Annotated in this window: 17 protein-coding genes; 6 read left to right on the top strand and 11 right to left on the bottom strand. The window is 65.3% G+C overall.

From position 1 onward, the window contains the following. Nucleotides 1-48 precede the first annotated feature (48 nt). Nucleotides 49-996, top strand: coding sequence for a sugar-binding transcriptional regulator (locus JMY28_RS07785; RefSeq protein WP_158758530.1), 948 nt, complete (start codon nt 49-51; stop codon nt 994-996). 120 nt (nt 997-1116) lie between these two features. Here the strand turns inward: JMY28_RS07785 and JMY28_RS07780 are convergent, their stop codons facing one another. The 6 genes from JMY28_RS07780 to JMY28_RS07755 form a co-directional block, all read right to left on the bottom strand. Continuing rightward, nucleotides 1117-2226, bottom strand: coding sequence for an ABC transporter ATP-binding protein (locus JMY28_RS07780; protein ID WP_201695339.1), 1110 nt, complete (start codon nt 2224-2226; stop codon nt 1117-1119). 52 nt (nt 2227-2278) lie between these two features. Further along, nucleotides 2279-2965: an HAD family hydrolase gene (locus JMY28_RS07775; RefSeq protein WP_236596753.1), complete on the bottom strand. Its 687-nt coding sequence runs from the start codon at nt 2963-2965 to the stop codon at nt 2279-2281. Between the two features lie 12 nt (nt 2966-2977). Continuing rightward, complete coding sequence (locus JMY28_RS07770; protein ID WP_201695337.1) at nt 2978-3847, bottom strand: carbohydrate ABC transporter permease; 870 nt, start codon at nt 3845-3847, stop codon at nt 2978-2980. Beyond that, the gene (locus tag JMY28_RS07765) at nt 3844-4788 is read right to left on the bottom strand and encodes a carbohydrate ABC transporter permease (protein ID WP_407945481.1); all 945 of its coding nucleotides are present in this window, start codon (nt 4786-4788) and stop codon (nt 3844-3846) included. Before JMY28_RS07765 ends, JMY28_RS07770 begins: the two co-directional genes overlap by 4 nt. Nucleotides 4789-4943: 155 nt before the next feature. Then, complete coding sequence (locus tag JMY28_RS07760; RefSeq protein ID WP_201695335.1) at nt 4944-6278, bottom strand: ABC transporter substrate-binding protein; 1335 nt, start codon at nt 6276-6278, stop codon at nt 4944-4946. Between the two features lie 73 nt (nt 6279-6351). After that, nucleotides 6352-7155, bottom strand: a complete 804-nt coding sequence (locus tag JMY28_RS07755) for an L-iditol 2-dehydrogenase (protein WP_236596752.1) — start codon at nt 7153-7155, stop codon at nt 6352-6354. A 306-nt stretch (nt 7156-7461) separates the two neighbouring features. On the opposite strand from JMY28_RS07755, the gene JMY28_RS07750 reads away from it, so the two are divergent. From JMY28_RS07750 to JMY28_RS07740, 3 genes are read left to right on the top strand one after another with little or no spacing between them, the layout of a single operon-like run. After that, on the top strand, nt 7462-8436 hold the full coding sequence (locus JMY28_RS07750; RefSeq protein ID WP_201695333.1) for a metal ABC transporter solute-binding protein: 975 nt from the start codon (nt 7462-7464) through the stop codon (nt 8434-8436). Between the two features lie 24 nt (nt 8437-8460). Next, a complete protein-coding gene (locus tag JMY28_RS07745) occupies nt 8461-9420 on the top strand; it encodes an ABC transporter ATP-binding protein (RefSeq protein ID WP_201695332.1) in 960 nt (319 codons plus the stop codon). Next, nucleotides 9413-10195, top strand: a complete 783-nt coding sequence (locus tag JMY28_RS07740) for a metal ABC transporter permease (RefSeq protein WP_028205927.1) — start codon at nt 9413-9415, stop codon at nt 10193-10195. Before JMY28_RS07745 ends, JMY28_RS07740 begins: the two co-directional genes overlap by 8 nt. Before the next feature lie 139 nt (nt 10196-10334). Here JMY28_RS07740 and JMY28_RS07735 read toward each other — a convergent pair whose 3' ends face one another. Then, nucleotides 10335-11825: a xylulokinase gene (locus tag JMY28_RS07735; RefSeq protein WP_201695331.1), complete on the bottom strand. Its 1491-nt coding sequence runs from the start codon at nt 11823-11825 to the stop codon at nt 10335-10337. Between the two features lie 609 nt (nt 11826-12434). On the opposite strand from JMY28_RS07735, the gene JMY28_RS07730 reads away from it, so the two are divergent. Then, on the top strand, nt 12435-13889 hold the full coding sequence (locus JMY28_RS07730) for a nucleobase:cation symporter-2 family protein (protein WP_201695330.1): 1455 nt from the start codon (nt 12435-12437) through the stop codon (nt 13887-13889). A gap of 230 nt (nt 13890-14119) precedes the next feature. Here the strand turns inward: JMY28_RS07730 and JMY28_RS07725 are convergent, their stop codons facing one another. Genes JMY28_RS07725 through JMY28_RS07715 form a run of 3 tightly spaced genes read right to left on the bottom strand, consistent with a single transcriptional unit; the run spans nt 14120 to nt 20228 of the window. Then, complete coding sequence (locus JMY28_RS07725) at nt 14120-15667, bottom strand: efflux transporter outer membrane subunit (RefSeq protein ID WP_201695329.1); 1548 nt, start codon at nt 15665-15667, stop codon at nt 14120-14122. Nucleotide 15668: 1 nt separating this feature from the next. Further along, entirely contained in the window at nt 15669-18938 is a 3270-nt protein-coding gene (locus JMY28_RS07720) for an efflux RND transporter permease subunit (protein WP_201695328.1), read from the bottom strand. A 15-nt stretch (nt 18939-18953) separates the two neighbouring features. Next, nucleotides 18954-20228: an efflux RND transporter periplasmic adaptor subunit gene (locus JMY28_RS07715; RefSeq protein WP_201695327.1), complete on the bottom strand. Its 1275-nt coding sequence runs from the start codon at nt 20226-20228 to the stop codon at nt 18954-18956. 436 nt (nt 20229-20664) lie between these two features. On the opposite strand from JMY28_RS07715, the gene JMY28_RS07710 reads away from it, so the two are divergent. Continuing rightward, nucleotides 20665-21318, top strand: a complete 654-nt coding sequence (locus tag JMY28_RS07710; protein ID WP_201695326.1) for a TetR family transcriptional regulator — start codon at nt 20665-20667, stop codon at nt 21316-21318. A 68-nt stretch (nt 21319-21386) separates the two neighbouring features. On the opposite strand, the gene JMY28_RS07705 is transcribed toward JMY28_RS07710, so the two are convergent. Beyond that, nucleotides 21387-22022: a cysteine hydrolase family protein gene (locus JMY28_RS07705; protein ID WP_407945480.1), complete on the bottom strand. Its 636-nt coding sequence runs from the start codon at nt 22020-22022 to the stop codon at nt 21387-21389. Between the last annotated feature and the right edge of the window lie 72 nt (nt 22023-22094).

The raw sequence follows: 22094 nt of genomic DNA, 5'->3' as shown, positions 1-22094 counted from the left end.
CAATATCGTGCAGTACACTTCGGCCCCGATCCCGCTCCGACCACCACCGTGCCCAAGTCCACCGAAAAACTCGATCTCGCGACCCGCGCCGCCTGGCTCTACTACGTGGCCGGCAACACCCAGAACGAAATCGCCGAGAAGCTGCAGGTGTCGCGCCCAGTCGCGCAGCGCCTCGTCGCGTTCGCGGTCGAAAAGAACCTCATTCGCGTGCGCGTCGATCACCGTCTCGCCGATTGTCTCGCGCTCGCCGATGCGCTTTCGAAGCGCTACGGCCTTTCGGTCTGCGAAGTGGTGCCCGTGGACAACGACACGCCCGAGGAAATCGACCGCAAGCTCGCGGTCGCGGGCGCGCAAGTGATGGAGCGCTACCTGACCGAAGAGCGGCCGATGGTGGTGGCCGTGAGCAGCGGACGTACGCTCAAGGCGGCCGTCGATCAGATCGCGCAACTGGAGCGGCCGCAGCATCGGCTGGTATCAATGGTGGGCGCGATCGCCCAGGACGGCTCGTCGAACCGTTACGACGTCGCGCTCCATATCTCCGAGAAAACCGGCGGCAAGCACTTCCTGCTGCCCGCGCCGCTCATCGCGGATAACGAGGCCGAGCGCGCGCAATGGTGCAATCACCGGCTCTATCGCATCGTCGAATCGCTTTCGGGCGAGGCCGACGTTGCGTTCGTGGGTATCGGCAACATCGGCGAACATTGCCCGCTGCATGAGGACGGCTTCATCACCTCCGACGAAGTGCGCGAACTGATGGGCCAGGGCGCCGTGGCCGAAATGCTCGGCCTGCCGATCGACGCGGCTGGCAAGCGCGTCGATTCACCCACGGGCCGCCGAGTGACGAGCGTGTACCTCGATTCGCCGCCGCGCCGCCCGACCATCGGCTTCGCAGGCGGCGCGCGCAAGCGCGAAGCCGTGATCGCGGCGCTCAACGGCGGCTGGCTCTCCGGGCTCGTCACCGACGAGCTGTGCGCGCGCGCAGCGATCGAACGCTAAAACCTGCGCAGGGCGAAAAAAAAGCCCGCTCGAAGCGGGCTAACAAAGGCAACCTCAGGTACCTCGCCATACGAACACCGCCTCCCGCTTCGAGGCAGTGCGTCCAGCAAGCCAGTGAAATCACGCAGCCAGTTGCTGCGCGAAGCGACGCTCGAACGCGAGGCCCTCCGCGTTGAAGAGATGGCAATGATCGGGCGTCGAGCCCACCTTGAACGCCTCGCCGCGCTCGTGCCGCTCCAACGGCGGAATGCGCGCGATCAGGCCATCGGGCGCAACCGGGCATTCGGCGTAGAGGTAAGCCGCGTCGCCAAGCGATTCGACCGTCATCGCCTTCGCGCTCACGCCTTCTGCGCCCGTCATGATGTGCAGATGCTCGGGGCGGATGCCCACCGTCACCTTGTCGCCTTCGCGCGCCGTGCCCGGCTCGACGGCCACCTTCTGCGTATCGCCCGTCTCGTAGCGCACGACGATCCCATCGCTCGCAATCTGCTGCACCGTGCCGTCGAGGAAGTTCATCTTCGGCGAGCCGATGAAACCCGCCACGAAGCGATTCGCAGGCGAGTGATACAGACGGTTCGGACTGCCGACCTGTTCGACATTGCCCGCGGAGAGGACGACGATCTTGTCGGCGAGCGTCATCGCTTCGACCTGATCGTGCGTCACGTAGATCATCGTCGTCTTGAGTTCGTCGTGCAGACGCGCGAATTCGAGGCGCATCTTCACGCGCAGCGCGGCGTCGAGGTTCGAGAGCGGCTCGTCGAACAGGAACACCTTGGGCTTGCGCGTGATCGCGCGCCCGATCGCCACGCGCTGGCGCTGGCCGCCCGAAAGCTGCTTGGGCTTGCGGTCGAGCAGATGGTCGATGTGCAGGATCTTCGCGGCATTCTTCACGGCCGCGTCGATCTCGGGCTTCTTCGCGCCCGCGAGCTTCAGGCCAAACGCCATGTTGTCGTAGAGCGTCATGTGCGGATAGAGCGCGTACGACTGGAACACCATCGCAATGCCGCGCTTGGCCGGGGGCACGTCGTTCATACGCGTGCCGTCGATCATCAGGTCGCCGCCGCTGATGTCCTCCAGCCCCGCGATCATGCGCATGAGCGTGGTCTTGCCGCAGCCGCTCGGGCCCACGAACACAACGAACTCACCGTCGCCGATATCGAGGTTCACATCGCGCAGGACTTCGGTTTCGTCGTAGCGCTTCAGTACGTCTCTGAGGATCACGCTTGCCATGATATGTCTCCGTTTCTGCCTAAATCTGCCTGAATCTGCCTATTAAGCCGGTTCAGTTCGAACGCGTTTGCGCCTTGTTCATCCACTGCGCCACCCGTGCAGGCAGCGTCGTCATGTCGTCGAAGATTTCGATTGCACCCGCTTCGCGCAACTCGTGCGCGTGCGCGTCGCCGCCCACGTGCGTGCCACCCACGAAGCCGAGCACTGTCATGCCGGCCGCGCGCGCCGCGCTCACACCCGTCACGCTGTCCTCGACCACGAGGCAGGCGACGGGCGGGACGTCCATGCCCTGCGCCGCCGCGAGGTAGACATCGGGCGCGGGCTTCGGTTTGGCGACGAGATCCGCGCAGTACACGCGCTCGCCAAAGAAGCGCTCGAGCCCGTTGCGCGCCAGCACTTCGCGCACCACCGCCGTGTAGCTGTTGCTCGCGCAGGCCTTGGTGAGCGTCACGGCTTCCAGCGCGGCGACGACGCCTGGGAAAAGCGGCGCCTCACGTGCCTCCGCTTCTGCGACCACGCGGATCGCATCGACGTCTGCTGCGCTCAGGCTGCGCCCGAGTGCCTCGCCCGCGCCGCCCAGCACGCGCTCGATGCGCTGGCCAAGCAGCGGCATCACGACCGGCGCCGCGTCCACACCGGGCCAGCGCGCTTCGAGTTCGCGCACCAGCACGCGGGCGGCCACGGCTTCGCTGTCGATCAGCACGCCGTCGCAGTCGCAGATCAGGGCTTGAATGGGCATCGCGTTGTCCATTTACTTGACTGCACCGAACGTAAGGCCACGTACCAGTTGCTTCTGCGAAAGCCAGCCGACGATCAGCACCGGCGCGACCGCCAGCAGCGACGCCGCGGAAAGCTTCGCCCAGAACAGGCCCTCAGGACTCGAATACGAGGCGATGAACACGGTAAGCGGCGCGGCGTTCGAGCTGGAGAGGTTGATGCTCCAGAACGCTTCGTTCCACGAAAGAATGATCAGGAGCAGTGCGGTGGAAGCGAGACCCGGCACCGCCATCGGCATGAGCAGATAGACGATCTCCTGCCAGGTGGCCGCGCCGTCCATGCGCCCCGCTTCGAGAATGTCGCGTGGAATCTCGTTGAAGTACGTGTACGCCATCCACACCGCGATAGGCAGGTTGATGAGCGTATAGACGATCACGAGCCCGGTCACGGTGTCGAGCAGTCCCGAGTTCTTCCACAGCAGATAGATCGGCACGAGCACACCCACCGACGGCATCATCTTCGTGGAGAGCATCCACAGCAGGACTTTCTGCGTGCGCTGGGTCGGGAAGAAGGCCATCGAGTAGGCAGCGGGCACGGCGAGAATCAGGCAGACGATCGTCACGCCCGCCGAAATCAACACCGAATTCCAGGCGAACGCGAAGTAGTTGCTGCGCGCGAATACCTCGCGGAAGCTGTCGAGCGTCGGGATGAAGAAGATCGTCGGCACATAGGCCTGCTGCTCGGTCTTGAATGCCGTGATGGTCATCCAGAAGATCGGGAAGAACAGCGCGATCGCGATCAGCCATGCGAGCAGCCCCGGCACAACCCGCCCGATGAACTGCAGCGGTGACGAACGGTTGACCGCGTGGGGCGATTGCGCGGGCGTAGCAGTAATCTGGCTCATTTTTCGTACTCCCCTTTGAGGTTGCGCGCGAGCATCCGCACGAGGAAGAACGACACGATGTTCGCGAGCACGACGGCGAGAATGCCGCCAGCCGAAGCGATGCCCACGTCGAACTGCTGCAGGCCCATCGAGTAGATCAGGTAAGTGAGGTTGGTGGTCGCGTTGCCGGGACCGCCGCCCGTGGTCGTGTAGATCTCGGCGAAGATGGAGAGCAGGAAGATGGTTTCCATCATCACAACAACGGCAATCGCGCGTCGCAGGTGCGGCAGCGTGATGTAGAAGAACAAGGAGATGGGGCCCGCGCCGTCGATCTTCGCGGCTTCCTTCTGCTCCTGGTCGAGCGACTGGATCGCCGTGAAGAGGATGAGGAACGCGAACGGCAGCCACTGCCAGGCCACGATCATGATGACTGCGGTGAGCGGATAGACGGCGAACCAGTCGATCGGCGTCATGCCCACGGCGCGCATCGCAATCGCCACGAGACCGTACACCGGATGCAGGATCATGTTCTTCCAGATCAGCGCGCTGACCGTGGGCATCACGAAGAACGGCGCGATGGCAAAGAGACGCGCCACGCCCTGGCCGATGAACTTGCGATCGAACAGCACCGCCATCAGCACGCCGCCGACCACGGTGATCACGAGCACCGCCACGATCAGCTCGATGGTGTGCACGATCGACGGCACGAACGAGGGGTCGGTAGCGAGGAACCTGTAGTTGTCGAAGCCCGCGAAACCCTTGAGGTCGGGGTTCAGCAGGTTGTATCGCGTGAACGAATACCAGATCGTCATCGCGAGCGGAATTGTCATCCACAGGAGCAGCACCGCGACGGATGGCGACACGAGCCAGCGCGACGCCGTCCGTCGCGAGTCGACCTGCTGCGGTTTCTGTGGCGTGCGCGCTCGATTGAATATAGGCATGGGGAGATGGAGATGACGCATGAGGACCACCCTTCTCGGTTGCGCGCCTGCTCAGGCGCAGGCGCGGCATCGGCTTCGCGAGGGTGCGCGCCGCGCCGGTGGCACGGCGCGCGCTCGCGCTACTACGCTGGCTGCTCGCACATCGCAGCCTTTCTTCTCGCAGCTACTTCTCGCAGTTACTTCTGATACCCGGCTTGCGCCACGGCGCGGTTGGCAGCGGCGTTACCCGCAGTGAGCGCCTGATCGACGCTCATCTGCCCGGCTACCGCGCCCGCAACGCTCTGCCCCACGACCGTACCGAACGACTGGAACTCAGGAATCCCGACGAACTGGATACCCGTGTACGGCACCGGCTTTGCGGTCGGATGGGTCGGATCGGCGGTCTGGATCGCCTTCAGCACGAAGTCCGAAAACGGCGCGGCCTTCTTGTACTCGGGATTCTGATACGTCGAAATCCGCGTACCCGACGGCACCGAAGCCCAGCCCTCGTCCTGCGCGACCATCTGGACATACTCTTTCGACGTGGCCCATTCGATGAACTTCTTCGCGGCGTCCTGCGACTTCGACGACTTCGGCACCGCAAGCGCCCACGACCACAGCCAGTGCGCGCCATTGGGCGTGACTTCGGTCGGCGCGGCCGCGAAGCCGATCTTGTCGGCGACCTGCGACTGCTGCTTGTTGTAGAGAATGCCCGCGGCCACCGTGGCGTCGATCCACATCGCGCACTTGCCCGAGGACATTAGCGTGAGGTTCTCGTTGAAACCGTTCGAGCTCGCTCCCGGAGGACCGTCCTTCTTCAGCATGTCCACGTAGAAGTTCACCGCCTTCTTCCACTCGGGCGAGGTGAGCTGCGCCTGCCACTTTTCGTCGAACCAGCGGCCACCGAAGGTGTTCGCGACCGTCGTCACGTACGCCATGTTCTCGCCCCAGCCCGCCTTGCCGCGCAGGCAGATGCCATACGTGCCGGCTGACTTGTCGGTGAGCTTGTCGGCGAAGTCGCGGATCTGGTCATAGGTCGGCTGCTCCGGCATCTTGAGGCCCTTCTTGTCGAACAGGTCCTTGCGGTAATACGTCATCGAGCTTTCGACGTAGAACGGCAGCGCGTAAAGCGTGCCGTTGTACGAGAGGCCATCGCGCGCGGTCTTCACCACGTCGTCGAGATCGTAGCTCGCGGGCAGGTTCGTCATCGGCACGATCCAGCCGCGCTTGCCCCATTGCGGCGCCTCGTAGGTGCCGATCATCATCACGTCGAACTGGCCGCTGTTGGTCGTGATGTCGGTGGTCGCGCGCTGGCGCAGCACGTTTTCTTCGAGAATCACCCAGTTCAGCTTGACGCCCGGATTGGCCTTTTCGAACGCCGGCGAGAGCTTCTTCAGCTCGATCATGTCCGGGTTGTTCAACATCGCGATCGTGACGGTCTGCGCGTGAGCGGCGCTGGCCGCGGCGACGAGTGCACCCGCACTCACCGCTCGACTTATGCACTTTGCGACGGTCTTCATTGCTGGCTTCATGACGTTGTCTCCTTGTTCGTTGCGTTATGTCTTGCTGCTGTCGTGATGCGTTGTGCAAGGGTTACGGGAAAGGTCAGCTCATCCAGTTGCCGCCGTCGACGTTGAGCGTCTGCGCGGTGATGTAGTCGGCATCGGCAGAAGCGAGAAAAAGCGCTGCGCCCGTGAGATCCGCGGGGAGGCCCATGCGCCCGAGCGGCACGGCCTCGCCCACGAGGCGCTTCTTCTCGCCGAGCGGGCGATGCTCGTAGCGTGCGAAGAGCGCGTCGACCTGCTCCCACATCGGCGTGTCGACCACGCCCGGTGCGATGCCGTTCACGTTGATGCGATGTGGCGCCAGCGCGAGCGCCGCCGACTGCGTGTAGCTCAGCACAGCGGCCTTGGTTGCGCAGTAGTGCGAAACGAGTGCCTCGCCGCGACGGCCCGCCTGCGAGGACATATTGATGATCTTGCCGCCCTGGCCCTGCTCGACCATGCGACGCGCCACGGCCTGCATGAGGAAGTACATGCCCTTCACGTTCACCGCGAAGAGGCGGTCATACACGTCCCAGGATTCGTCGAGGAGCGGGCGCATGTCGAAGAGCGCCGCGTTATTGAAGAGGATGTCGATGCGGCCAAAGCGCTCGAGAGCGCTGAGCACGATGCGCTCGATGTCCTCGCGGCGGGTAACGTCAGCGGAGATCGCAAGCACGCGCTCGGGGTACGCTGCAGCGAGCGTTGGAGCGACGGACTCGGCGGGCTTCACGTCGACGAGCACGCAGCGCGCGCCTTCGTCCAGATACCGCTGTGCGACCGCCTCGCCAATGCCGCTCGCCGCGCCAGTCAGCACGGCTACCTTGTCCTGCAAACGTCCTGCCGCTGGGGTCGCGGTGTGTGCCACAGGTTGTCTCCAATTTTCATTCGTGCGGGGCGCGCCTGAGCGATCGCCCGACATGTGAGCATTTGCTCTGTCGTTGATCGAATGATCGGATACGAGTTGGAGACTGTCAAGGCGAACAAACGCGATTGAACGAGATTTCGATGGTGCGACGCGCAAGCCTCGGCGGGTTGCGGCCTACAGACCCGGCCCCCTGACCGGATGGCGAGCTGACTCGCCAATCGAAGTGATACGTTATATCATCTCGCCTTCGCGAGACCGACGCTCCCGCATTCGCTTTCAGGCTCCCTTATCAACAAGGATAGAACTATGATCACGTTCACCCACGCGAACTGCACGCCCCGCCCTGCTACAGCAGGCACGCGCCGGGGCTTCGCGCTCGCGCGCTTCGCGGCCGGGCTCGCTCTCGCGCTGGGCACGGCGTTCGGCGGCGCGAGCGCGGCCATGGCTGCCAGCGCCACGATTCCCGTTGTTGCGGCGGAAAACTTCTACGGCGACGTCGTCAAGCAGATCGGCGGCAATTACGTGGATGTCACGAGCGTCCTGAGCAACCCCGACCAGGACCCGCATCTCTTCGAAGCGAGCCCGAAGACTGCCCGCGCGCTCCAGAATGCGCGCGTGGTCGTCTATAACGGCGCCGATTACGACCCGTGGATGACCAAGCTGCTCGGCGCGACGGGCGGTGGGAAAAGCGCAAACAACCGCACGACGATCGTCGCGGCGGACCTTGTCGGCAAGAAAGCGGGCGACAATCCGCACCTCTGGTACGACCCGAAGACCATGCCCGCCGTGGCGCGCGCCGTGAGCGCCGCGCTCGGCGCGGCGGACCCCGCGCACAAGAGCGTGTACGATGCCAACCTGGCAACATTCCTCGCGTCGCTGCAACCGGTCGACGCCAAGGTCGCGGCGCTGCGCGCGCGCTACCAGGGGCAGCCGGTCACGGCCACGGAGCCGGTGTTCGGCTATATGTCGGATGCGATCGGACTCGATATGCGCAACCTGCGCTTCCAGCTCGCGACGATGAACGACACCGAAGCGAGCGCGTCGGACATCGCCGCGTTCGAGCGCGACCTGCGCGAGCGCCGCGTGCGTGTGCTGATCTACAACAGCCAGGCGACCGAGGCGCTCACGCGGCGCATGCTGGCGCTGGCGAAGCAGTCGAAGGTGCCCTCCGTGAGCGTGACCGAGACGCAGCCGGCCGGCGTGAACTTCCAGCAATGGATGCTCGCGCAGCTCGACTCGCTCGACAAGGCGCTCGCAGTGGGGACACCCGGGCAACACTAACCGTATTCAGCAAGGACAGATGTCATGACCGGGGCCGGCCCTTCGCCCACCGATATCGCTTCACAACACAACGCACAGCGCAACGGCGCGCACCGCGCGCCCACGCCTGTGCTCACGCTAGCGGGCGTGACGCTCTCGCTCGGCGAGCGCACGATCCTGCGCGCCGCGAACTTCGCGGTGAACCAGGGCGAATTCATCGGCGTGCTCGGGCCGAACGGCGCGGGCAAGACCACGCTCATGCGCGCCATCCTCGGCCTCGTGCCGGCCTCGCACGGCGCGATTCGCGTGCTGGGCGAGCCGGTCGCGCGCGGCAACGCGAGGATCGGCTACATGCCGCAGACGCGCACAGCGCTCGCGAGCCGGCGCGTACGCGGCCGCGACTTCGTGGCGATGGCCGCCGACGGCCACCGCTGGGGCCTGCCGCGCGCCGACGCCGCCACGCGCGCCGACGTTGCACGCGTGCTCGATCTCGTGGGTGCGACCGCGCTTGCGGATCGCCCGCTTTCGGAGCTCTCGGGCGGCGAGCGCCAGCGCCTGCTGCTCGCGCAATGCCTGCTCGGCGACCCGAAGCTGCTGCTGCTCGACGAGCCGCTCATCAGCCTCGACCCGAACCATCAGCGCGGCGTGGTCGAACTCGTGCGCCGCGTGCAGCGCGAGCTGGGCATCGCGGTGCTGTTCTCCGCGCACGAACTCAATCCGCTGCTCAACGCGCTCGATCGCGTGCTCTATCTCGGCAACGGCGTAGCCGCGCTCGGCAGCGTGGATGAAGTCATCACCGCGCCCGTGCTCTCGCGCCTCTACGGCTCGCCTATCGAAGTGATGCGCATGAAGAGTCGCATCTTCGTGATGTCGGGCGACGTGGAAGTCGAAAAGCACGACCACGAGCATGAGCACGACCATGGCCATGACCACGGCGGCCACGGCCACACGCACGATCACGGCAACAATAACGACAACACACACGGCCACACGCACGATGCTTGAATACGATTTCATGGTGAACGCCTTCGCGGCGTCGGGCATCGTCGCGGTGCTCGCGGGCGTGGTGGGCTATTTCCTCGTGATGCGCGGTCAAACCTTCGCGGGCCACGCGCTTTCGCACGTGGGCTTCACGGGCGCCACGGGCGCTGTGCTGCTGGGCGTGTCGCCGATGTGGGGCATGGTGGGCTTCACGCTCGCCGCGGGCGTTTCGATGGGTGCGCTCGGCGAAAAGCTCGCGGGCCGCGATGTGGCGATCGGTGTGATTCTTTCGCTCGCGCTCGGCTTCGGCCTGCTGTTTCTGCACTTTTTCACGTCGTATGCAACGCAGGTCACGGCGCTGCTGTTCGGCAACGTGCTGGGCGTGAACCGCGAGACGCTCGGCGTGCTCGCCGCGCTCGCCGTGGCGAGCCTCGCGGCGCTGGCCGCCATCATGCGGCCGCTGCTGTTCGCCTCGCTGCAGCCCGAACTCGCCGAAGCGAAGGGCGTGTCGCTGCGCGCGGTTTCGATGCTGTTCCTCGCCATCGCCGCGCTCGCGGTGGCCGCGTGCACGCAGATCGTCGGCGTGCTGCTCGTCTTTACGCTGATGGTCGGCCCGGCCGCCGCCGCGCAGAATCTCACCACGCGCCTTTCCACCGGCCTCGTTCTGGCCGCGCTACTCGCACTCGTGCAAGCGTGGCTCGGCGTCACGCTCGCGTTCTACACCGACTGGCCCACCAGCTTCTGGATCACCGCGCTCGCCGCGCTCGTCTACGGCGCGAGTCTGATCGGGCGCCGCTAGAACGTTGTGCGTGCAACAAAGAAAAGGCGTTATCCCTCGCGGGACAACGCCTTTTTTGCTTTACGCCTCGCTCAGTACAGAACGACCGAGCGGATCGATTCGCCCTTTTCCTTTGAGTCGATGATGTCGATACGCCTCATCACGATGCCGGCGGGAACCAGGTTCGAACGCGGCCGTAAAGATCGATGAAGCGCGCATAGCGCTGCGCGAGCGCGGCGTCCTCGCGCGGCGACGCCACCTGCGTCGCGGCCGGCGCAAGCGCCGCGAGGTCGCTCATGCGCCAGTGCCCGCAGGCGAGGCCGCCCAGCATCGCAGCGCCCCGCGCCGCTGCGTTCGGGCAGTCGATCGCGTAGAGGTCCGCGTCGAGCGTGTCGGCGAGCAATTGCCGCCAGCGCGCGTCCACGGAGCCGCCGCCCGCGAGCTTGAGCGTCGGCACAGTGCGCGCATCTCGCGTGCCTTCATCGGCAATGGCGTGGGTGCCTTCGTGGGTGCTGCGCACGGCGTCGAGGCCCGCGCGCAATGCGAATGCCACGCCCTCGAACGCCGCGCACATGAGCGTGCCGCGCGAGTCGCCAAGGGAAGCGCCGAGCCAGCCGCCGCGCGCCGCAGGGTCGAGCCACGGCGAGCGCTCTCCGCTCAGGTAAGGCAGGAATGCGAGCGTCGCCGATGGGGGCACGGCGAACGCGTCCGCATAAGCCGAAGCCCAGTCGTAGGCCAGCCAGCCGCGCGCCGCCTCGAGGGCCACGCCTACGTTCTGCATGGCGGCCATGGTGTACCAGCCGCCCGTGGCCGAGCGGTAGCGATGTAGCCCGCGCCGCGCGGGCGGCTCGCTGCGCGCGGTCACGACGATCTGGCCGCCGGTGCCCGTGGTGAGAAGCGCGTCGCCTTCGTTGGCCAGACCACTGCCGAAGGCGGCGCAAGGCGTGTCGCCCGCGCCCGTTGCGAGCACGATGCCGGCGGGCAGCCCGAGCGCTTGCGCGGCGGCCGCGCTTAGCGCGCCGCTCGCTTCATGCGACGCGGCCAGTGGCGCAAACCACCGCGACGGCAATCCCAGCCGCTCGATCAGGGCGAAATCCCACGCGCCATCGGGTGCGGCGAGCGCCGTCGCGCACGCGTCCGAGGGATCGGCGTTGAGCGCGCCCCCCAGCGCCACACGCAGCCAGTCTTTCGGCTGCAGCGCCCAGCGCGCGGCTTGTGCGACTTGCGGCTCGTGCTGCAGGACCCAACGCAGCAGCGGCCCCGCCATGCCGGGCGCAACGGGATTGGGCTGCGGATACTCGGGGTCGTCGGGCCACGCATCGAGCAGCGCATGCGCACGCGTGTCGGGCCAGAGCATCGCGGGGCGCAGGGCGCGGCCGGCCTCGTCGGTGAGCACGACGCCATGCATCTGCCCGGAGAAGCCGATGGCGCGCACCGCGGCGCGCTCGCTCTCGGGCAGTCGCGCGCAGGCCGCGACGAGCGCGTCCCACCAGCGATCCACGGCGATCTCGGCCCAGCCGGGCTGCGGTGTTTCGAGCGCGTAAGCCACGCTCGCGGCGGCACGCTCGACGCCGTCGCCATCGATGATGCCTAGCTTGAGTGAACCGGTGCCGAGGTCGATGCCGAGAAAACGCGTTTGCGATGGGCTCATGGGAAGCGGTGTGCGACGTGTACGAGGAAGGGAAAAGCCATCATACCGGCGCGATGCCCGGCGAGCTGCATGGTCCGAAATGCACGTTAAGCCGGGTGCTCAAATGTGCCTCGAACCCGCGCGCAACACCGCCGATTTCGATGCGAAAAACGGCTATTCGCGGGTTAACCCCGTGGGCGTTTGCGCGATGCAAAATGGCTCACATTGCCCATTCGAAATAGAGTTCATAACGGTGCGGCCATATGTGACACGGCTCGCTGGGTGTGGCCGGTTTGCGCTCGATGCACCCGCAGACGTTCGTCATGGCCGCCGTGCCGCCACGCCCGCGGCGCAGCGCCCATCGTGCGAGAGCGTTCAACCGCCGCAAACAGGGGCGTTCCCGCCTTACGTCGCCGCGAGCAGGGTTCGAAACAACGCTTGCCGAAGCCGCCATGAAGCCGCCGCGCGCGGCCCACACGCGCTCATCGCGCCCTTATGTCGTCTGTCCATCGCTACGGGTGCATATCGCGCCCGGAAAGCACGGAATAGTCCCCAGCGGTCTTGTTGCATATTTTCTTACCGCATACCTTGGAGGCCATATCCTTAAACAAAGAGACGGAGACAGACGACATGCAAGCCAAGGGCATTGAGGACCAGGCCGCCCAGCGGTCTGGCCAGAAGCAGGTGCACCCCTGCGACGAGCGCCTGCCGTTCAGCCAGCTGCTGACACTCGGCATCCAGCACGTGCTCGTGATGTACGCAGGTGCGGTGGCTGTGCCGCTCATCGTCGGCGGCGCGATCGGGTTGCCGAAAGACCAGATCGCCTTCCTCATCAGCGCCGACCTGTTCGCCTGCGGCATCGCCACGCTGATCCAGACGCTCGGCCTCTGGATCTTCGGCATCCGCCTGCCCGTGATCATGGGCTGCACGTTCGCCTCGGTCGGCCCGATGATCGCCATCGGCACCAATCCGTCGCTCGGTCTGCTCGACATCTTCGGCTCGACGATCGCGGCGGGTGCGATCGGCATCGTGATCGCACCGATGATCGGCAAGCTGTTGCGTTTCTTCCCGCCTGTGGTGGTGGGCACCGTGATCGCGGTGATCGGCCTCTCGCTCATGGAAGTCGGCATCAACTGGGCCGCCGGTGGCGTGGGCAACCCCGACTACGGCAACCCCATCTACCTCGGCCTCTCGCTGCTCGTGCTGATGCTGATCCTGCTCATCAACAAGTTCGGGCGCGGCTTCGTCTCCAATATCTCGGTGCTGCTCGGCATTGTCGCGGGCTTTGCCATTGCGCTTGCGCTTGGCCGCGTGAATCTCGAAGGAATGGCTAGTGCGCCGTGGGTCGGCATCGTCATGCCGTTCCACTTCGGCATGCCAAGGTTCCACATCCTGCCGATCGCGACGATGGTGATCGTGATGTTCGTGACCTTCATCGAATCGACGGGCATGTTCCTCGCCGTGGGCGACATGGTCGAGCGCCCCGTCGATCAGGCCACACTCGTGCGCGGCCTGCGCGTGGACGGTCTTGGCACGTTGATCGGCGGCATTTTCAACTCGTTCCCGCATACGTCGTTCTCGCAGAACGTCGGCCTCATTGGCGTAACGGGCGTGAAAAGCCGCTATGTGTGCGCGATGGGCGGCGTGATTCTCGTGCTGCTCGGCCTCTTTCCGAAGATGGCGCAGATGGTCGCCTCGGTGCCCGCCTTCGTGCTCGGCGGCGCGGGCATCGTGATGTTCGGCATGGTGGCGGCGAACGGCATCAAGGTGCTCTCGCGTGTGGACTTCGTGAAGAACCAGCACAACCTCTTCATCGTCGCCGTGAGCGTGGGCTTCGGCCTCGTGCCGGTGGTGTCGCCGCACTTTTTCGCCAAGCTGCCGCCTGCGCTTTCGCCGCTGCTCCATAGCGGCATCCTGCTCGCTTCGGTTTCGGCGGTGGTGCTGAACCTGATCTTCAATGGCGCAAAGAGCGAGAAAGCTGCCGAGCGCGCCATCCGCCGCGCCGGGCACGATCTCGAAGGCCGCCCCGACTCGGAACAAGCGCCGGATGCGGGCCACGAAATGCCGCGCTCGGCCGCGCATTGAGCTGAACGAATTGAGTTGAACGTACTGAGTTGACGCGAGAGGTGCCCCGCTCGCAGGTGTCCATCTACACACACATGCGGGAGGGGTCTTTTGCTGGTTCGGCGCCGTGGGAAACCATGGCGCTTTTTTTTTGCCCCCGCTTTTTGCGCCGCTTTTTGCCCTCCTGACGCGCAAAAAAAACGCCACGGTCTCCCGTGGCGTTCTCGTTTCTGATCCAGAAGCCTGGCGCGTTACCCGGCCGTCGCAGCCGAAGCCGCCGCCGGCGCGCTGGCCGCGCCGTAGTCGGCCGGCGCGTCGGGCTCACGCGGCGTCTCGCCCGCGTGCTCGATCCAGCCACCACCCAACGCACGATACAGATCGACGAGGTTGGTCAGCCGCGCGAGGCGCGCCGTGACGAGCGACTGCTGCGCGGTGTAGAGGCTTGTCTGCGCGGCGAGCACCGGCAGATAGCTGTCCACGCCGTTCCTGTAGCGCAGCTCCGAAAGCGTGAGCGAGCGCTGGTTCGCGAAGGTGCTGCGCTCGAGCGCCGCGATCTGCTCGTCGTAGGTGCCGCGTGCAGCCAAACCGTCGGCCACTTCGCGGAACGCCGACTGGATCGACTTCTCGTAGCTGGCGATTTCGATGCGCTTCTCGACGTTCGCGAGTTGCAGGTTCGCGACGTTCGAGCCGCCTTCGAAGATCGGCAGCGTGACCTGCGGCACGAAACTCCACGCCGCCGTGCCTGCCTTGAAGAGACCGCCAAGCGTCAGGCTTTCGCTGCCGAACGCCGCCGTAAGCGAGATCTTCGGGAAGAACGCCGCACGCGCCGCGCCAATGTTGGCGTTTGCCGCGAGGAGCGTTTCCTCGGCCTGCATGATGTCCGGACGCCGCGTGAGCAGATCCGACGGCAGTCCTGCCGGAATGTCGTTGAGCAGCGCCTGGCCGTCGAGCGGCAGGCCTTGCGGCAGATCCGCCGGCAGCGGCTCGCCAATCAGCAGCACGAGCGCGTTCTCCGCCTGGGCGCGCGCCCGCAGTTGCGCCTGCATGTTGGCTTGCGCGTTCTCAACCACCGTCTCCGCCTGGCGCAAATCGAGTTCGGTGCCAGTGCCCGTCTCGAACTGCGCCTTCGCGATGGCGTAAGAGTCCTGCGCCGTCTTGAGCGTTTCCTGCGTGACCTTCAGCAGGTCGTCGTCGGAGAGCATGGTCAGATACTGGTCCGCGACTTCCGACACCAGCGTGATCTCTGCGGCCTTGCGCGCATACGCCGTCGAAAGGTACTGCGCCAACGCCTGGTCCTTCAGGCTGCGCACGCGCCCCCAGAAGTCGATTTCCCACGACGCCTGGACGCCCACGTTGTAGACGCTGTACGGATTCTCAGGCGCGGTCTGGAATGCCTTCGGCACCCGCGTACGCGTGTCCGTCCCCACGCCGTTGATGGCGGGGAACAGATCGGCGCGCGCGATCTGATACTGCGCGCGCGCCGCGTCGACGTTGAGCACCGAGACGCGCAGGTCGCGGTTGTTCTTCAGCGCGATACCGACGAGCTGCTGCAGGCGCGGATCGACGAAGAACTCGCGCCAGCCGATGTCGGTCGCCGCGGCGCCGTTGGCGCTCGGGGCGGCCTGGCCGTTCTGACCATTCGCGCCCGCGGCTACCGGCTGCGTCGCGTAGACGCCGCCCTGCGGGAAGCTCTGCGACACCGGCGCTTCGGGCCGGTGGTACCACGGCTCCATCGTGCAACCCGCGAGGACGGTGGTGGCCACTGCGGCGGCCACTGCAATTACGGATAGTTTATGCATCTCAATGTCCTTCCTTGCCCGGGCCGTCGCCGTTGCTGCCGCCGTTGCCACCACCTTCGTTGCCACCCGTGCCGCCCTGAGCGCCGGCGTTGCCGCCGTTGTCCTGGTCATGGTCGTGCGCGTGGTGCTCTTCGTAGTGCTGGAGCGCGACGTCCGCGTCTTCCTTCTCGCCGGCGAACTTCGCGCGAATCACGACGAAGAACATCGGGATCATGAAGATCGCGAGGAACGTAGCCGTGATCATCCCGCCGATCACGCCCGTGCCGATGGCGTGTTGCGAAGCCGAACCCGCGCCGTTACTGATCGCGAGCGGCAACACGCCGAGAATGAACGCCAACGACGTCATGAGAATCGGCCGCAAACGCAGTCGCGAAGCTTCGAGCGCCGCCTCGATCGGTCCCATCTTCCCTTCGGCCTGCAGATCTCGCGCGAACTCCACGATCAGAATCGCGTTCTTCGCCGAGAGACCCACGGTAGTCAACAGACCCACCTGGAAGAACACGTCGTTCTCGAGGCCGCGCAAGGTCACCGCCAGCAGCGCGCCGAGCACGCCGAGCGGCACCACCATGATGACCGCGAACGGAATCGACCAGCTTTCATACAGCGCCGCGAGACACAGGAACACGACGAGGATCGAGATGCCGTACAGAATCGGCGCCTGCGAACCCGACTGGCGTTCCTGATACGACAGACCCGTCCATTCGTAGCCGATACCCGCGGGCAGCTTCGCCGCGATCTGCTCCATGGCTGTCATGGCCTGGCCAGTCGACTTGCCCTGCCCCGCCTGCCCCTGGATTTCCACAGCCGAGATACCGTTGTAGCGCTCGAGCTTAGGTGAACCGAAGGTCCAGCGGCCAGTCGCGACCGAGCCCAGCGGCGCCATCCCACCCGCACTGTTGCGCACATACCAGAGGTTCAAATGCTCCGGCGTCATGCGGAACGGCGCATCGGCCATCACGTACACCTTCTTGATACGGCCGTCCGTATCGAGGAAGTTGTTCACGTATGCCGACGCCCAGGCAATCGAGAAGGTCTGGTCAACCGCGGCCGCCGTCACGCCGAGCGCCTCGGCCTTTTCACGGTCGATGTCGATCGTGAACTGCGGCGTGTCGTTCAGGCCGTTCGGGCGCACGAGTGCGAGCGTCGGATCCTTCGCAGCCATGCCGAGCAGCATGTTGCGCGCTTCCATCAGCTTCTCGTGACCGAGACCTCCGCGGTCCTGCAGTTCGAAGTCGAAGCCCGACGCAGTGCCGAGTTCAGGAATCGAAGGCGGATTCACCGGGAACACCAACGCGTCCTTGTAGCCCGCGTAGTGCATGAACATGCGCCGCACCAGCGCCTGAACCTTCTGGTCCGCGTGCTGACGCTGTTTGTAGTCCTTCATCCGCACGAACACGAGACCCGAGTTCTGGCCTCGGCCCGCGAAGCTGAAGCCGTTCACCGTGAACACCGACTCGACGATGCTGGCTTCGTCCTTGAGCAGCCAGTTCTGGATGTTGGCGAGCGTGCGTGCCGTCGTTTCCTGGGTCGAGCCCACAGGCGTCTGCACGATCACGAACATCGTGCCCTGATCTTCATCAGGCAGGAACGACTTCGGCAGGCGCACGAACAGCATGCCAACCGCGACGATCACCGCGAGATAGATGATGAGCCAGCGGCCCGAGCGCTTGATCACGTGGTGAACGCCCGAGTGATACTTGTCGCGGCTCGTCTCGAACGTGCGGTTGAACCAGCCGAAGAAGCCCTTCTTCTCTTCGTGATGGCCCTTCGGGATCGGCTTGAGGATGGTCGCGCACAACGCCGGCGTCAGAATCAACGCGACGAGCACGGACAGCACCATGGCCGCCACGATCGTGAGCGAGAACTGCCGGTAGATGGCGCCCACCGAGCCGCCCGAGAACGCCACCGGCACGAACACCGCGGAGAGCACGAGCGCCACGCCCACCAGTGCGCCGGTGATCTGGCCCATGGCCTTGCGAGTGGCTTCCTTTGGCCCCAAGCCCTCTTCCACCATCACCCGCTCGACGTTCTCCACGACCACGATCGCGTCGTCCACCAGCAGGCCGATGGCGAGCACGAGACCGAACATCGACAGCGTGTTGATGGAGAAGCCCACCGCCGCCATGATCGCGAACGTGCCCAGCAGCACCACCGGCACCGCGATCGTCGGAATGAGCGTCGCGCGCAGGTTCTGCAGGAACAGGTACATCACGAGGAACACCAGCACGATGCCTTCCAGCAGCGTCTTGATCACTTCCTCGATCGACAGGCGCACGAACGGCGTCGTGTCGTACGGGTACTTCACGACAAGGCCGTGCGGGAAGTACTTCGAGAGGTCGTCGATCTTCTGGCGCACGAGCTTCGCGGTCTGCAGCGCGTTGGCGCCCGTCGCGAGCTGAATGCCGAGGCCGGCCGTCGGCGAACCGTTGTACTTCGTGTCGAAGTTGTAGTTTTCGCCGCCGAGACCAATACGCGCCACGTCCTTGAGACGCACCTGCGAACCGTCCTGATTCACCTTCAGCAGGATGTTGCCGAACTGCTCAGGCGTCTGCAGCAGCGTCGATTCGGTGATGGTCGCCTGGAACGACTGCCCCGCCACCGCCGGTGTGCCGCCCAGCTGACCGCCCGCGATCTGCACGTTCTGCGCGGTGATCGCGGCTGTGACGTCGGTTGGCGTTAGCTGGAAGTTCGTTAGCTTGTTTGGATCGAGCCACACGCGCATCGCGTACTGCGAGCCGAAGAGCGTGACCGTACCCACGCCGTCGATACGGCTGATCGGGTCCTTCACGTTCGACGCCACGTAGTTCGCGAGGTCGTACTTGGTCATGCTGCCGTCTTCGGACACGAACGCGAGCACCAGCAAGAAGCTGCTGCTCGATTTCGTGACGCTGATACCGAGCTGCTGCACCACCTGCGGCAGAATCGGCGTGGCGAGCTGCAGCTTGTTCTGCACCTGCACCTGCGCGATGTCCGGGTTGGTGCCCGCGGCGAAGGTCAGCGTGATGGTGGCCGTGCCCGAGTCATCGGAAGTCGACGAGATGTACAGCAGGTGGTCGAGACCGCTCATCTGCTGCTCGATCACCTGCGTGACCGTGTTTTCCACCGTCTTGGCCGACGCACCCGGATAGTTCGCACTGATCTGGATGGAAGGCGGCGCGATGGTCGGATACTGCGCGACCGGCAGCGTGAACACCGAGGCCACGCCCGCCAGCATCAGAATGATGGCGATCACCCATGCAAAGATTGGGCGATCAATAAAGAACTTTGCCATGAAACAGGCTCCCGGTTATTGCGCTGCGGAGGCGGCAGGCGCAGCCGAGGCACCGCTTGCACCTGCTGCGGGACCCGATGCGGCGCTGGCAGCGTTCGCATTGCCCGAAGCGGTCGCCATGTCGGCCGAAGGCGCGCCCGGCGGCGGCGGCGGCGGCAGTTGCGCCGCGATGGGCTTGACCTGCGCACCCGGCTTGACCTTGTCGGTGCCTTGCACGATCACGCGGTCGCCTGCTTGCAGGCCGCTCTCCACGACCCAGTCCTGGCCCTGCGCGCCCGACGTGACGATCGGATGCGGCACGACCTTGTTGTCCTGGTCGACGACGAGCACCGACGCCTGGCCCTTCTGGTCGTGCTGCACGCCAACCTGCGGCACGAGGAACGCGTTGTTGTTGATACCTTCTTCGATGCGCGCGCGCACGAACATGCCCGGCAGCAGCACGCGGTCGGCGTTCGGGAAGAGCGCGCGAACCGTCACCGAACCGGTGGTCTGGTCAACCGTGACGTCGCTGAACTGGAGCTTGCCCTTCTGTGCGTACACGCGGCCGTCTTCGAGCACGACCGAAACCTTCGCCGCATTCGGGCCATTGGTCGACAGACGACCCTCCTGAATCGCGCGGCGCAGCTTCAGGCCATCGAGGCTCGACTGCGTGACGTCCACGTACATCGGGTCGAGTTGCTGAACGGTCGACATGAGCGTCGCGGCGCTCGCCTGCACGTAGGCGCCCGGCGTGACCTGCGAGATGCCGACCTGGCCCGTGACCGGCGAGACGACGTCGGTGTAGCCGAGGTTGATCTGCGCCGTATCGACGGCGGCCTTGCCGGAGGCGACGTCCGCTGCCGCCTGGCCCTGCGCGGAAACGGCGTTGTCGTAGTCCTGCTTGCTCACGGCGTTGGCCTGGACCAGCACCTTGTAGCGCGAAACCAGCGCGTTCTGCGTGACGAGGTTGGCCTGCGCCTTCGCGAGGGTGGCCTTGGCGGTGTTGAGCGCTGCGATATACGGCGCGGGGTCGATCTTGTAGAGCCGCTGACCGGCCTTCACGATCGCGCCTTCAGTGAACTCGCGGCGCAGGACGATGCCATCGACCCGTGCGCGCACTTGCGCGACGAGGAAGGCACTAGTACGGCCGGGAAGTTCGGAGACGACCGGCACGGCGGTCGGCTGGACGGTAATGACACCCACTTCGGGGGTTTGCGGCGGCGGCGCCGACTGCTTTTGCCCGCAGGCTGCGAGCACTATGGCAGCCGTCGCGACACTGATTAGGCGGAATGGAACCCGTTCGACGCGCATGGAGCGACCTCTGTCTATAACTGACAATAAAAGCGTGCGGCGTCCTGCAACGAGGAGGACGACTACGCACGCCAGCATCTGGCAAATACCTGACGGATAAACCCGGTACTTCTTTTAGAAAGGCGCGTGCCGGTCTGCACATCCGTCCGGGTGATACTGTTGCGCGCCACCCGCGGGGCGTCGCGCATTGGGGTTTCTACGACCACTTTGGCCAGTGACGGATATTAACCGGACATCGCCACTTGAGGCACCCAAGTGGTGGGGTGCTATTATAGATACATTCGCGAACGAATGTAAAAGAACGTTACGTAGCCGTTGAGTGGTGTTGCAGGTGCGATCCGCGCATCCCATCCATATTACAAATCAATACATTACGGTTCACACCCCAAATACATTCCTTCACCCGTCACTCATAACTACACACTGACTTCAGAACATGGTCCGCCGAACGAAAGAGGAAGCGCTGGAGACGCGCAACCGGATCCTCGACGCTGCCGAACACGTCTTTTACGAAAAGGGCGTGTCGCGCACGTCGCTGGCCGACATCGCCCAGACCGCGGGCGTGACGCGTGGCGCGATTTATTGGCATTTCGAGAACAAGGGTGACCTGTTCACGGCCATGTTCGACCGCGTGGTCCTGCCGCTCGACGAACTGAAAGTGGCATCGACGGATCCGGGTGAGCCCGACCCGCTCGGGCGCATGCGCGACCTTTGCATTCTGTGTCTGCGCAATACGGCAACCGACGCGCGCCGCCGCCGCGTGTTCGAGATCCTGTTTTTGAAGTGCGAGTTCGTCGAGGAGATGGGGCCGGTGATGGCGCGCCACCAGACCGACATGCGCGAGGGCCTGGCGAGCATCGAGCAAGGGCTGCGCAATGCGATGTCGAAGGGCCAACTGCCCGCCGACCTCGATCCCATGCGCGCCTCGCGCGTGCTCCATTCGTTCATTGGCGGCGCGCTGCGCGACATGGCGATCCTGCCTGACGTGTTCGACGTGGCGAGCAACGCCGAACGGCACGTCGACGCGATGCTCGACGCGCTGCGCTACAGCCCGTCGCTGCGCATGGGCGCGAGCGAGTCGCACGCCTGAGTCCTGCGCGCGCGGCTCCCGGATCGATCAAGGCGGCCTGCTGACGGGGCCGCCTTTTTCTTGCCCCCTCAGGCCGGCACGCGGTTCGCGCGGGCCCGCTGATTCGACGCGTAGATGTTGTCGCGCGCGAGCGGCACGCCTGCCTTGACGGCGGCAAGCCAGGCGTCCGTCGTCACGACCGCCGCGAAGCGCGTGTGCATCACCACGCTGAACGCGCGGTGGATGTCCTCGGCGCTAGCCGTTCCTACCTCGTTCGCATACGGCACCGAACCCGTCGCATCGACGAGAAACTCCACGGCGAGGCCCGCGTGGGTCGCCTCGAACACTGTCGAGGCGTCGCAGTTGTGCGTCATGTAGCCGGCCACCGTGAGTGTGTCGATGCCGCGTTCGGCCAGCCAGGCTTTCAGATCGGTGCCCGTGAAGGCGCTCGGCAGCGATTTTTCGACGTAGTGATCGCGCTCACGCGAGGCCACGACCGGATGCAGCTCGGCGCCCACACTGCCGCGCGCGAACAGCGGCGAGTCCGCCGGGGCGACGTTCTGCACCACCACGACCGGCACGCCGGCCGCGCGCGCGGCGTCCATCGCGCGGCCGACGTTGGCGAGCGACGTCTCGATGGGGGGAAATTCGATCGGCAGATCGCCGCTGACGTATTCGTTCTGCACGTCGATGACGACGAGCGCCCGGCGCGGATTCGCGGACATGGCCATGCCTCCTGGGATTGAAAGGAACCGACCGGTCCGAAGACGCAAAGTCGATGGCGGGATTGTGGCGCT

Source organism: Paraburkholderia hiiakae (assembly GCF_904848665.1).
In the GTDB taxonomy this organism is placed as follows: Bacteria; Pseudomonadota; Gammaproteobacteria; order Burkholderiales; family Burkholderiaceae; genus Paraburkholderia; species Paraburkholderia hiiakae.
This window is presented reverse-complemented; position numbering and strand designations above follow the sequence as displayed.

Excerpts from the sequence above, each read along its gene's own strand:
- JMY28_RS07780 (WP_201695339.1), bottom strand. The coding sequence starts at position 2,226 with ATGGCAAGCGTGATCCTCAGAGACGTACTGAAGCGCTACGACGAAACC.
- JMY28_RS07775 (WP_236596753.1), bottom strand. The coding sequence starts at position 2,965 with ATGCCCATTCAAGCCCTGATCTGCGACTGCGACGGCGTGCTGATCGAC.
- JMY28_RS07770 (WP_201695337.1), bottom strand. The coding sequence starts at position 3,847 with ATGAGCCAGATTACTGCTACGCCCGCGCAATCGCCCCACGCGGTCAAC.
- JMY28_RS07765 (WP_407945481.1), bottom strand. The coding sequence starts at position 4,788 with ATGCGTCATCTCCATCTCCCCATGCCTATATTCAATCGAGCGCGCACG.
- JMY28_RS07760 (WP_201695335.1), bottom strand. The coding sequence starts at position 6,278 with ATGAAGCCAGCAATGAAGACCGTCGCAAAGTGCATAAGTCGAGCGGTG.
- JMY28_RS07750 (WP_201695333.1), top strand. The coding sequence starts at position 7,462 with ATGATCACGTTCACCCACGCGAACTGCACGCCCCGCCCTGCTACAGCA.
- JMY28_RS07745 (WP_201695332.1), top strand. The coding sequence starts at position 8,461 with ATGACCGGGGCCGGCCCTTCGCCCACCGATATCGCTTCACAACACAAC.
- JMY28_RS07740 (WP_028205927.1), top strand. The coding sequence starts at position 9,413 with ATGCTTGAATACGATTTCATGGTGAACGCCTTCGCGGCGTCGGGCATC.
- JMY28_RS07735 (WP_201695331.1), bottom strand. The coding sequence starts at position 11,825 with ATGAGCCCATCGCAAACGCGTTTTCTCGGCATCGACCTCGGCACCGGT.
- JMY28_RS07730 (WP_201695330.1), top strand. The coding sequence starts at position 12,435 with ATGCAAGCCAAGGGCATTGAGGACCAGGCCGCCCAGCGGTCTGGCCAG.
- JMY28_RS07725 (WP_201695329.1), bottom strand. The coding sequence starts at position 15,667 with ATGCATAAACTATCCGTAATTGCAGTGGCCGCCGCAGTGGCCACCACC.
- JMY28_RS07720 (WP_201695328.1), bottom strand. The coding sequence starts at position 18,938 with ATGGCAAAGTTCTTTATTGATCGCCCAATCTTTGCATGGGTGATCGCC.
- JMY28_RS07715 (WP_201695327.1), bottom strand. The coding sequence starts at position 20,228 with ATGCGCGTCGAACGGGTTCCATTCCGCCTAATCAGTGTCGCGACGGCT.
- JMY28_RS07710 (WP_201695326.1), top strand. The coding sequence starts at position 20,665 with ATGGTCCGCCGAACGAAAGAGGAAGCGCTGGAGACGCGCAACCGGATC.
- JMY28_RS07705 (WP_407945480.1), bottom strand. The coding sequence starts at position 22,022 with ATGTCCGCGAATCCGCGCCGGGCGCTCGTCGTCATCGACGTGCAGAAC.